An 11,944-nucleotide genomic window follows, 5' to 3' on the forward strand; every position below is an offset into this window, starting at 1 on the left:
TTCATTCCCGGTTACATCAGCAGAGGTTTATCGCTATGCCTGACTACAAGGCCCCCTTGCGTGATATTCGCTTCGTTCGTGACGAACTGCTCGGCTACGAAGCGCATTATCAGAGCCTTCCAGCGTGCCAGGAGGCAACTCCGGACATGGTTGACGCCATCCTCGAAGAAGGCGCCAAGTTCTGTGAGCAGGTGCTGGCGCCGCTGAACCGCGTGGGTGATCTCGAAGGTTGCACCTGGAGCGAGTCCGGCGTGAAAACCCCGACCGGCTTCAAGGAAGCCTACAAGCAATTTGTCGAAGGCGGCTGGCCGAGCCTGGCCCATGACGTGGCGCACGGTGGCCAAGGCCTGCCGGAATCCCTGGGCCTGGCAGTCAGCGAGATGGTCGGCGAAGCCAACTGGTCGTGGGGCATGTACCCGGGCCTGTCCCATGGCGCGATGAACACCATTTCCGAGCACGGTACCCCCGAGCAGCAAGAGGCGTACCTGACCAAGCTGGTATCCGGCGAATGGACCGGCACCATGTGCCTGACCGAACCGCACTGCGGCACCGACCTGGGCATGTTGCGCACCAAGGCCGAACCTCAGGCCGACGGCTCCTACAAAGTGACCGGCACCAAGATCTTCATCTCGGCCGGCGAACACGACATGGCTGACAACATCGTCCACATCGTGCTGGCGCGCCTGCCGGACGCACCGGCTGGCACCAAAGGTATCTCGCTGTTCATCGTTCCGAAATTCCTGCCTGAGGCCGACGGCTCAATCGGCCAGCGCAACGCAGTCAGCTGTGGCTCCCTGGAACACAAGATGGGCATCCACGGCAACGCCACCTGCGTGATGAACTTCGACGCGGCCACCGGTTTCCTGATCGGCCCGGCGAACAAAGGCCTGAATTGCATGTTCACCTTCATGAACACCGCTCGCCTGGGTACCGCGCTGCAAGGCCTGGCCCACGCCGAAATCGGTTTCCAGGGTGGCCTGAAATACGCTCGCGACCGCCTGCAGATGCGTTCCCTGACCGGCCCGAAAGCACCGGACAAGGCCGCCGACCCGATCATCGTGCACCCTGACGTGCGTCGCATGTTGCTGACCATGAAAGCCTTCGCCGAGGGCAACCGGGCGATGGTGTACTTCACCGCCAAGCAGGTCGACATCGTCAAGTACGGTGTGGATGAAGAAGAGAAGAAGAAGGCTGACGCCCTGCTGGCGTTCATGACCCCGATCGCCAAGGCGTTCATGACCGAAGTCGGCTTCGAATCGGCCAACCACGGCGTGCAGATCTACGGCGGCCACGGCTTCATCGCCGAGTGGGGCATGGAGCAGAACGTGCGCGACAGCCGCATCTCGATGCTGTACGAAGGCACCACCGGCATCCAGGCGCTCGACCTGCTGGGCCGTAAAGTCCTGATGACCCAGGGCGAGGCGCTCAAGGGCTTCACCAAGATCGTCCACAAATTCTGCCAGGGCAACGAAGGCAACGAAGCCGTCAAGGAATTCGTCGAGCCGTTGGCTGCACTGAACAAGGAATGGGGCGAACTGACCATGAAGGTCGGCATGGCCGCCATGAAGGATCGCGAAGAAGTCGGCGCGGCCTCGGTGGACTACCTGATGTACTCCGGTTACGCCTGCCTGGCTTACTTCTGGGCCGACATGGCGCGCCTGGCTGCGGAAAAACTGGCGGCCGGCACGACCGAAGAAGCGTTCTACACCGCCAAGCTGCAGACCGCGCGCTTCTACTTCCAGCGCATCCTGCCGCGCACCCGCACCCACGTGGCGACCATGTTGTCGGGCGCCAACAACCTGATGGACATGAAAGAAGAAGACTTCGCGCTGGGCTACTAAGCCTTAAGCGTTTCTTCAAAAAGCCGCTGCTTCTTCGGGAGCAGCGGCTTTTTCATGTTTGTTATAACCCAGTCAGGCCCTCGCCACAGGGGAACCATGGCGATCCTGAAACAATATTCATCCACCCGGACCCTAAGAAAACTTCCCGATCTGCCGTTACAGCGATGGCAGTGTGACATCTGTCACCTCTCGCGTGCCTTACTGCTCCAGTTGCAGGCACAATGCCATCTTTGATCAGCCGGGTCGGAGCTTTACCCTTGCCGCGTCTTTCCGTAATGCGCTTCAGCCATTTCCTACCGTCGACAGTGCTTTTACTGGCGGGGCTCGCGGCTGCCTACGTCAAGGACCTGAACGTCTTCTTCACATCATTGTTCAACGTGCTTCCTACGCTGGTGTTGTTGTTGGGCGGGGCGTACTGCTCCGTTTACCGACGTCAGCGCGAACTGTTTCTGATGGTCACGGTGTACATCGCTTATTTCCTGCTGGATACCCAGACCGACTTCTATCGCGATAACGGCAAGGTGCGCGAAGACGCGGCGGTGGTGTTCCATCTGGTCTGCCTGCTGCTGCCGCTGTTGTTCGGGCTGTTCGCGGCGTGGCAGGAGCGCACGCATCTGTTCCAGGACATGGTGGCGCGTTTCGCGGTGCTACTGGCCTTTGGTGGCGTAGCCCTGGCCCTGGAGCAAAGCTTTCCCCAGGCCCTGCTGCTGTGGCTTTCGGAAATACGCTGGCCGGCGCTGCATGGCGCCTGGATGAGCCTGATCCAATTGTCATACCCGGTGTTTGCCGCTGCGTTCGTGCTGCTGGCCTGGCAATACTGGCGTAACCCACGACCCTTGCATGCGGCGCAGCTGGTGGGGTTGGTCGGGCTGTTCTGGATGCTGCCGAAGACGTTCATCCTGCCGTTCACCCTGAACATCATGTGCAGCCAGGTGATGCTGATGATCGCCGCCGCGGTTGCTCACGAGGCCTACCAGATGGCCTTCCGCGATGAGCTCACCGGCCTGCCGGGGCGCCGGGCGCTGAATGAACGCATGCAGCGCCTGGGTCGAAACTACGTGCTGGCGATGAGCGACGTGGATCACTTCAAGAAATTCAACGACACCCACGGTCACGATGTCGGCGATCAGGTGCTGCGCCTGGTGGCCAGCAAGCTGTCGAAAATCGGTGGGGGCGGCAGGGCTTATCGTTACGGCGGCGAGGAGTTTGCGCTGGTGTTTGCCGGCAAGACCATTGATGAATGCATGCCTCATCTGGAAGTCATCCGCCAGTCCATCGAGACGTACGCCATTCAACTGCGTAATCCCGACAATCGCCCTCAGGACGATCAGCAAGGTCGCCAGCGTCGCTCCGGCAGCGGCGCCACCAGCGTATCGGTGACCGTCAGCATCGGCGTGGCCGAACGCGTGGACCAGCGCACGCCCGAGGAAGTGCTCAAGTCCGCCGACCAGGCGCTCTACAACGCCAAAGGGGCGGGGCGCAATTGTGTAATTGCCTTCGGCCAGAATCGTCGCGGCGCAGTGCGCATGGAGGCTGCCGCGGGTTGAGTGATGACGGCGCATTCAGCGTCTGGAGATTGATTGTGGGCCTCGGCGGCCGGCAGTAGGTTGGAAAGATCTGCTACCGGAGAAAACCACCATGCCCGAGTACAAAGCCCCGCTGCGCGACATGCGTTTCCTGATCGACAACGTCTTTGATTTCCACGGCCGTTATGCCGAGTTGGGGGCCAGCGACGCCAGTCCGGACATGGTCAGCGCCATCCTCGAAGAAGGTGCCCGGTTCTGTGAGAACGTGCTGGCTCCGCTCAATCGTCCGGGTGACGAAGAGGGCTGCCATTTCGATAACGGCGTGGTCACTACACCTGCAGGCTTCAAGCAAGCTTTCGCACAGTATGTGGAAGGCGGCTGGCACGGCCTGGCAGCGGATCCGGCTTATGGCGGCCAAGGCCTGCCCAGCTCGCTGGGGCTGGTGATCAGCGAAATGATCGGGTCGAGCAATACCTCCTGGGGCATGTACCCCGGCCTGACCCACGGCGCCATGTCGGCCATCCACGCTCACGGCACCGAACAGCAGAAACAGACCTACCTCAACAAGCTCACCGCCGGCCAGTGGACCGGCACCATGTGCCTGACCGAAGCCCACTGCGGCACGGACCTGGGCATCATTAAGACCCGCGCCGTGCCTCAGGCGGATGGCAGCTACGCGGTGACCGGCAGCAAGATCTTCATCAGCGCCGGCGAGCACGACATGAGCGACAACATCATTCACCTGGTGCTCGCCAAATTGCCGGATGCTCCCGCCGGGACCAAAGGCATCTCGTTGTTCATCGTGCCCAAGTTCCTGCCCGATGCAGCGGGCGAGGCCGGTGAGCGCAATGGTGTTTCCTGCGGTTCGATCGAGCACAAGATGGGCATCAAGGCGTCGGCCACGTGCGTGCTGAACTTCGATGGGGCCAAGGGTTTCCTGATCGGCGAACCGAACAAGGGCCTCAACTGCATGTTCACCATGATGAACCACGCCCGCCTCGGTACCGGCATGCAGGGCCTGTGCCTCGGCGAAGCGAGCTTCCAGGGTGCGATCAAATACGCCAACGATCGCCTGCAGATGCGCTCTTTGACCGGCCCCAAGGCGCCGGAAAAAGTCGCCGACCCGATCATCGTCCATCCCGATGTACGCCGGATGCTGCTGACCATGAAAGCCTTCAACGAAGGCAACCGGGCGCTGACCTATTTCACCGCGCAACTGCTCGATACCGCGCATTTGAGCCGCGACGAAAGCGCCCGCCAGGAAGCCGAAGACCTGCTGGCCTTCCTCACCCCGATCTGCAAGGCCTTCATGACCGACACGGGTTTGGAAGTGACCAACCACGGCATGCAGGTCTTTGGCGGTCATGGCTTCATTCGTGAGTGGGGCATGGAGCAGTTGGTGCGTGATTGCCGGATCGCGCCGATCTATGAAGGCACCAACGGCATCCAGGCCCTGGACCTGCTGGGGCGCAAAGTGCTGGGTAGCCAGGGCAAGTTGCTGCGCGGTTTCACCAGAATCGTTCACAAATTCTGCGCTGCCAATGCCGGGCATCCGCAGCTTCAGGCTTTCATTGCGCAACTGGACGGGCTCAACCAGCAATGGGGCGAACTGACGACGCAGGTCGGCATGGCCGCCATGAAAAATCCGGATGAGGTGGGCGCCGCTTCGGTGGATTACCTGATGTACAGCGGCTATATCATTCTGGCCTATCTGTGGTTGCGCATGGCGTTGGTGGCCCAGGCGCAACTCGACAGCGGCACTGGAGGCAGCGATTTCTGCCGGGCCAAGCTGGCGACCTGCGAGTTTTACTTCAAGCGCCTGCTGCCGCGTACGGCCGCCCATCGGGCTGCTATAGAGGCGGGGAGCGATTGCCTGATGAGGTTGCCGGCGGAGTTGTTTGCGCTTTGACAGGCTGAAACATTTTCTCAGTGGCGAGGGAGCTCGCTCCCGCTGGGGTGCGCAGCAGCCCTTCTAGTGAGCGCTGCGCACTCAAGCGGGAGCAAGCTCCCTCGCCACGGAAAAACAGAGCTTCGGGGTTGACTAAAAATAACAAAACAGTCACAAGTTGACCCTATGTGTCTCAAAAGTTGTTGAGGTACACTCTGGGCCATTGCGAGAACGCTTTCCTACGAACCAATTGTTTAGATCCTGCGAGGTTTGCCATGGCTGACTACAAAGCGCCCCTGCGCGATATGCGCTTCGTCCTCAATGAAGTGTTCGAGGTCGCGAAACTCTGGGCTCAACTGCCGGCGTTGGCCGAAACCGTGGACGCTGGAACCGTCGAAGCGATCCTCGAAGAGGCGGGCAAGGTCACCGGTAAAAGCATCGCGCCCCTCAGCCGTGCAGCTGACGAAGAGGGCTGCCACTGGGCTGACGGCGCCGTGACCACCCCGGCGGGTTTCCCTGAGGCCTACAGGACCTTCGCTGAAGGCGGTTGGGTCGGCGTCGGCGGTGATCCAACGTACGGTGGCATGGGCATGCCCAAGGCGGTTTCGGCCCAGGTCGAGGAAATGGTCAACTCCGCCAGCCTGTCCTTCGGTCTGTACCCGATGCTTACCGCAGGAGCCTGCCTGTCGATCAACGCCCACGCCAGTGAGGAATTGAAAGCCGCGTACCTGCCAAACATGTACGCCGGCGTCTGGGCCGGCTCCATGTGCCTGACCGAACCCCATGCCGGCACCGACCTGGGGATTATCCGGACCAAGGCTGAGCCCCAGGCTGACGGCACCTACAAGGTCAGCGGCACGAAGATTTTCATTACCGGTGGCGAACACGACCTCACCGAAAACATCATTCACCTGGTGCTGGCGAAGCTCCCCGACGCACCGGCGGGCCCGAAAGGCATTTCGCTGTTCCTGGTGCCGAAATTCATGGTCAACGCCGACGGCAGCCTGGGTGCACGCAACGCGGCCAACTGCGGTTCGATCGAACACAAGATGGGCATCCAGGCGTCCGCCACCTGCGTGATGAACTTCGACGAAGCAGTGGGTTATCTGGTCGGCGAGCCGAACAAAGGCCTGGCGGCGATGTTCACCATGATGAATTACGAACGCCTGGGCGTGGGGATCCAGGGCCTGGCCTCCGGCGAGCGTTCGTACCAGAACGCTGTCGAGTACGCCCGTGATCGCCTGCAAAGCCGTTCGCCAAGCGGCGCGCAAAACAAGGACAAGATCGCCGACCCGATCATCGTCCACCCGGATGTGCGCCGGATGTTGCTGACCATGAAAGCGTCGAACGAAGGTGGCCGGGCATTCTCCACCTACGTGGCGATGCAACTGGACACCGCCAAGTTCAGCGAAGACCCGGTCACTCGCAAGCGCGCCGAAGATCTGGTGGCCTTGCTGACGCCGGTTGCCAAGGCATTCCTGACCGACCTGGGCCTGGAAACCACCATTCACGGCCAGCAGATTTTCGGCGGCCACGGCTACATTCGCGAATGGGGCCAGGAGCAGTTGGTGCGCGACGTGCGCATCACCCAGATCTACGAAGGCACCAACGGCATCCAGGCACTGGACCTGGTGGGGCGCAAGATCGTCGGCAACGGCGGGGCGTTCTACAAACTGTTCGCCGACGAGATTCGTCATTTCACCGCTACCGCTGGCAGCGATCTGGCGGAGTTCACCCAGCCGTTGAACGATGCCGTCGGCACGCTGGACGAGCTGACCGAGTGGCTGCTGGACCGGGCGAAAAACAATCCCCATGAAATTGGCGCGGCTTCGGTGGAGTACCTGCAGGCGTTCGGCTACACCGCGTATGCCTACATGTGGGCACTCATGGCCCGGGCGGCCCTGGGCAAGGAAATGCAGGACGATTTCTACGCGAGCAAACTGGGCACGGCACGTTTCTATTTCGCCCGCCTGTTGCCACGAATCCATTCCTTGAGCGCTTCGGTAAGGGCGGGCAGCGAGTCGCTGTTCCTGCTGGAACCCGGTCAGTTCTAAAAGAAGACGGTATGTAGGAAAAAGCTTACATGACGTGCTGGCGATTTCCCTCTATCGGCCGATTGGATCCACGGCTAATCTAGCTTCCATGGACGTAGCGCAGGACGCGCAAAGCTACAACACGGACACGTAGGATTCTGCCAGGAAGGCGGAGTGAAATGGATGTCAGGGAAACAGTCTGCAAAGCCCCGCTTCGGCGGGGTTTTCTTTTGCCCGCGTTTTTTGCCTGCGTATCTTCTCCCTGCGGCCCGCCTCTTTGGACGCGCACTGAACCCTGACTAGCGGTCAGCTGTCCATGAGCTATATGGCAATGTGGCCATCGACCATCAGGAGCTGTCCATGGATATCATTCGAATCATCATCGCCATTCTGTTGCCACCGCTGGGTGTGTTCCTGCAAGTCGGGTTCGGCGGGGCTTTCTGGCTGAACATTCTGCTGACGCTGTTGGGTTATATCCCCGGCATCGTGCATGCGGTGTACATCATCGCCAAGCGTTGATTCACCCGTCACAACATCCCTGTGGGAGCGAGCCTGCTCGCGAAAGCGGTGTATCAGTCAGCGAGATGTTGACTGAACCATGGTTATCGCGAGCAGGCTCGCTCCCACATTGGTTTGCATTGCTGCTATGCGAGTCCATCCATCACCCTGCGATAGAACAACCACTCATGCTCCAGCGCATGTGCCTGGTTCGCGGCCTTGCGAAAGCCATGGCGCTCATCAGGGTAGTAATGAGCCTCGACCGCAACACCGTTGTCCTCCAGCGCCTTGACCATGTCGCGGGTCTGCTGCGGCACGACCACGGCGTCCAGCTCGCCTTGGAAAAAAATCACCGGCGCGCGAATCCTCTCGGCATGCAGTAACGGCGTGCGGGCCCGGTAGCGTTCGGCGTCCAGTTGCGGGTCGCCGATCAGCCAGTCCAGATAGTCACCTTCGAATTTGTGCGTAGCGCGGGCCAGGGCAACGGGATCGCTGACGCCGTAGAGGCTGGCGCCAGCGCGGAACACGTCCCGGAACGCCAGGGCGCAGAGGCTGGTATAGCCTCCCGCGCTGCCGCCACGGATGAAGGCGCAGCGGCCATCGACCAAGTCTTGCTCATCCAGGTAAGCAACCACGGCGCAGGCATCCTCGACATCCACCACGCCCCAACTCAAATGCAGCGCTTGCCGATAGGCGCGACCATAACCGCTGCTGCCACGGTAGTTGAGGTCGGCAACGGCGAAGCCGCGCTGGGTCCAATACTGGATGCGCGGGTCGAACATCGGGTAGCAAGCCGAGGTCGGCCCACCGTGGATAAACACCACCAGCGGCGGCTTCGCGTCGGTGTTCATGGCTGGATAAAAAAAACCGTGGGCTTCGCTGGACGCAGAGGGATAGCGCAGAGTCCGGGGGCGGCTGATTTGCTCGGGAGGCAACGGCGCGATGCCTCCGGCCAGCACCAGCGCTTCATGACTGCGCCGCTCGATCGCAATGACCGCCGAGGGGCTGGCTGGCGAGGCGGCAATGGCATAGATGGATTGCTCATCCAGCGCGAGGCTGCGGAAGCGGCTGTAAGTGCCGGTGAAATCTTCGAGCACGCCGCCGCTGCGCAGCCCCAACCGCCCGAAGCCGGCCTCGGTCCAGCTTGCCAGGTAAGTGCTTTCATCCACCGGCAACCATGTACACCCGCCCAGTTGCCAAGGCGCCGGGGCGTGATCGGCTTCGGCGGCGTCCATTGGCTTCAGGACGCCGGCGCGTTCACTCCAGGGCTGCCAGTAACCGTCTCGGTCGGTCAGGCAATAAAGGCGACTGCAAGCATCGAAGCGAGGTTGCTGGATGGATTCTTCGCCATCATCGCCGGCCACGCAGCATGGCGCTGCCCAGGTTGAATCGTTGCGCTCGGCGAGCATCAGCCGCGTCGCTGTCCATGGCTGGTGGGGGCGACTCCATTCAATCCAGGCGAGACGTTTTCCGTCGGGGCTCAAGATCGGCGCGGCATAGAAGTCCGCGCCTTCGGCCAATACACGGCGTTGGTGATCCGCCAGCCCGATCGATACCAATCGATGCTGGTCGGCCTGTTCCTCCACGGCCAGCACGTGCCCTGTGGCGAAGTGCAGATCGCCGTATCGACAATCGCCCGCGGTCAGCGCTACCGGACACTGGTCGCCCAGCGATTGGTGATACAACTGTTGGTCGCTTTCGTTGACGAACAGCACGCCGTCGTCGCTCAGACAGAACGACCCGCCGCCGTATTCATACACCCGGCTGCGCACACTGAAACCGTCCGGGGTCAGGCAACGCGCCTTGCCGTCTCGCCAATGCCAGATCCGGCAAGCGCCATCTTCGGGACGGTATTCGTTCCAGAAAAGGCCCAGGGGGCCGAGTTGCAGCTCGGCAAAGTCGACGCCTGCCGCGACGGCCAGGGCGGCGCTGAAAGGTTCAGCCTTTAATGATGAGGCGCGAGTTTCGTTCATTGCGAAAGGCCAGTTGTCCGATGGTTTGCGTGGCATGCTCGGCGTCTTCGCGAGCCTGGAGAATCATCCCGTGGTGCGCGGATTTGCTGCACACCGGATCGGCATTGCTGGCGTCACCGGTGAGCATGAACGCCTGGCAGCGACAGCCGCCAAAGTCCTTTTCTTTTTCATCGCACGAGCGGCAGGGCTCGGGCATCCAGTCATAACCTCGAAAACGGTTGAAGCCGAACGAGTCGTACCAGATGTGTTGCATGCTGTGGTCACGAACATTCGGGAACTGCACCGGCATCTGCCGGGCGCCATGGCAAGGCAATGCCGTGCCATCCGGGGTAACGGTCAGGAAGATGCTGCCCCAGCCGTTCATGCAGGCCTTGGGACGCTCTTCGTAGTAATCCGGGGTCACGAAGATCAACTTGCACGGGTTACCTTCGGCCTCGAGCCTGGCCCGGTATTCATTGGTGATGCGCTCGGCACGCACCAGTTGTTCCCGCGTGGGCAGCAGGCCGACGCGGTTGAGGTGTGCCCAGCCATAGAACTGACAGGTGGCGAGTTCGACAAAGTCGGCTTCCAGGGCGATGCACAACTCGATGATGCGGTCGATCTTGTCGATGTTGTGCCGATGGGTGACGAAGTTCAGCACCATCGGATAACCATGGGCTTTCACCGCTCGGGCCATCTCCAGTTTTTGCGCGAAAGCTTTTTTCGAACCGGCCAGCAGATTGTTCACCTGCTCGTCGCTGGCCTGGAAACTGATCTGGATATGGTCGAGGCCGGCCTTCTTGAAATCGCTGATTTTCTGTTCGGTCAAGCCGATGCCGGAGGTGATCAGATTGGTATAGAAGCCTAGCTTGCGCGCCTCGCTGATCAGCTCGGCGAGGTCCTGGCGCACCAACGGCTCGCCGCCGGAAAAGCCCAGTTGCGCGGCGCCCATTTCCCGGGCCTCGCGAAAGACCTTGAACCACTGCTCGGTGCTCAGCTCCTTGCCTTGTTCGGCAAAGTCCAGCGGGTTGGAGCAGTACGGGCATTGCAACGGGCAGCGATAGGTCAGCTCGGCCAGCAGCCACAGCGGCAAGCCGACGGCGGGCTTCTCAGGCAAGGGTGATCCAGTGCTGTGCACGGGCGACCTCCATGAATTGCTCGATGTCGTCACCGAGTTCCGGCACGTCCGGGAATTGCTTCTCCAGCTCGCCGATAATCGCCGCGACATCCCGTTCACCATCGATCAGGCCGCCGATCAGCGAGGCGCTGTCGTTGAGCTTGATCATGCCTTCAGGATAAAGCAGCACATGGCCTTTCTGGGCCGGTTCGTATTGGAAGCGATAGCCGGGACGCCACTGAGGGGTTTTGCTGCGGTCGAAGCTCATAAGGTAATCCCTTTATGCCACACCCGTTGACCGGTCACGCTGTGATAGGGCGGGCGTTTTAATTCGTAAGCCATGCTCATGGCGTCGAGCATGCTCCAGAGAATGTCCAATTTGAACTGGAGAATTTCCAGCATGCGCTCCTGGCCTGCGCGGGTGGTGTAGTGCTGCAAGGTGATCGCGAGACCATGCTCCACATCACGCCGAGCCTGGCCCAGGCGGGTGCGGAAATATTCATAGCCGGCCGGGTCGATCCAGGGGTAGTGCTGCGGCCAGCTGTCCAGGCGCGACTGGTGGATTTGCGGGGCGAACAGTTCGGTCAATGAGCTGCTGGCGGCTTCCTGCCAGGAGGCCCGGCGGGCGAAGTTGACGTAGGCATCCACGGCGAAGCGTACGCCGGGTAGCACCAACTCTTGGGAGCGCAGCTGATCGGGGTCCAGGCCCACTGCCTGGCCCAGTCGCAGCCAGGCTTCGATGCCGCCGTCTTCGCCGGGGGCGCCGTCATGGTCGAGCAGGCGCTGGATCCACTCGCGACGGATTTCCCGGTCCGGGCAGTTGGCCAGGATCGCGGCGTCCTTGAGCGGAATATTCACCTGGTAGTAGAAGCGGTTCGCGACCCAGCCCTGGATCTGCTCGCGCGTGGCGCGGCCTTCATACATCGCCACGTGGTAGGGGTGATGGATGTGGTAGTACGCGCCTTTGGCACGTAGGGCCGCCTCGAACTCGGCGATGGACAGGGGGGTGTCAGTCATTTCGGTTCTCCGGAGAATAACCGTTGGGTTCCGTGGCGTCGGGGCTGGCCCTATCGCGAGCAAGCTCGCTCC

General features: G+C 61.3%; 9 protein-coding genes. 5 read left to right on the forward strand and 4 right to left on the reverse strand.

Annotated elements, in window-relative coordinates; all coding sequences use genetic code 11:
• Positions 1-35: 35 nt before the first annotated feature.
• The 5 genes from J3P84_RS02825 to J3P84_RS02845 all read left to right on the forward strand — a co-directional run bounded on the left by J3P84_RS02825 (position 36) and on the right by J3P84_RS02845 (position 7,807).
• A complete protein-coding gene (locus J3P84_RS02825; protein ID WP_434571371.1) occupies positions 36-1,841 on the forward strand; it encodes a phenylacyl-CoA dehydrogenase in 1,806 nt (601 codons plus the stop codon).
• Positions 1,842-2,098: 257 nt separating this feature from the next.
• Positions 2,099-3,388, forward strand: coding sequence for a GGDEF domain-containing protein (locus J3P84_RS02830; RefSeq protein WP_305498358.1), 1,290 nt, complete (start codon positions 2,099-2,101; stop codon positions 3,386-3,388).
• A 91-nt stretch (positions 3,389-3,479) separates the two neighbouring features.
• Positions 3,480-5,276 carry an acyl-CoA dehydrogenase C-terminal domain-containing protein gene (locus J3P84_RS02835; protein WP_434627652.1) on the forward strand — a complete coding sequence of 599 codons (1,797 nt, stop codon included), beginning with the start codon at positions 3,480-3,482 and terminating at the stop codon, positions 5,274-5,276.
• A gap of 254 nt (positions 5,277-5,530) precedes the next feature.
• On the forward strand, positions 5,531-7,309 hold the full coding sequence (locus J3P84_RS02840) for an acyl-CoA dehydrogenase C-terminal domain-containing protein (RefSeq protein WP_434627654.1): 1,779 nt from the start codon (positions 5,531-5,533) through the stop codon (positions 7,307-7,309).
• Positions 7,310-7,648: 339 nt separating this feature from the next.
• Positions 7,649-7,807, forward strand: coding sequence for a YqaE/Pmp3 family membrane protein (locus J3P84_RS02845; RefSeq protein ID WP_038436734.1), 159 nt, complete (start codon positions 7,649-7,651; stop codon positions 7,805-7,807).
• Positions 7,808-7,932: 125 nt separating this feature from the next.
• On the opposite strand, the gene J3P84_RS02850 is transcribed toward J3P84_RS02845, so the two are convergent.
• The 4 genes from J3P84_RS02850 to pqqC are packed head-to-tail and all read right to left on the reverse strand — an operon-like array spanning position 7,933 to position 11,872.
• A complete protein-coding gene (locus J3P84_RS02850; RefSeq protein ID WP_434627657.1) occupies positions 7,933-9,759 on the reverse strand; it encodes an alpha/beta hydrolase family protein in 1,827 nt (608 codons plus the stop codon).
• Positions 9,725-10,855, reverse strand: coding sequence for a pyrroloquinoline quinone biosynthesis protein PqqE (gene pqqE, locus J3P84_RS02855; RefSeq protein ID WP_434627660.1), 1,131 nt, complete (start codon positions 10,853-10,855; stop codon positions 9,725-9,727). The genes J3P84_RS02850 and pqqE overlap by 35 nt, the downstream gene beginning before the upstream one ends.
• The gene (gene pqqD / locus J3P84_RS02860; protein ID WP_434571379.1) at positions 10,848-11,123 is read right to left on the reverse strand and encodes a pyrroloquinoline quinone biosynthesis peptide chaperone PqqD; all 276 of its coding nucleotides are present in this window, start codon (positions 11,121-11,123) and stop codon (positions 10,848-10,850) included. Before pqqD ends, pqqE begins: the two co-directional genes overlap by 8 nt.
• Positions 11,120-11,872, reverse strand: a complete 753-nt coding sequence (gene pqqC / locus J3P84_RS02865; RefSeq protein ID WP_434627664.1) for a pyrroloquinoline-quinone synthase PqqC — start codon at positions 11,870-11,872, stop codon at positions 11,120-11,122. Before pqqC ends, pqqD begins: the two co-directional genes overlap by 4 nt.
• Positions 11,873-11,944 lie beyond the last annotated feature (72 nt).

Source organism: Pseudomonas sp. Z1-29 (assembly GCF_051131995.1).
In the GTDB taxonomy this organism is placed as follows: domain Bacteria; phylum Pseudomonadota; class Gammaproteobacteria; order Pseudomonadales; family Pseudomonadaceae; genus Aquipseudomonas.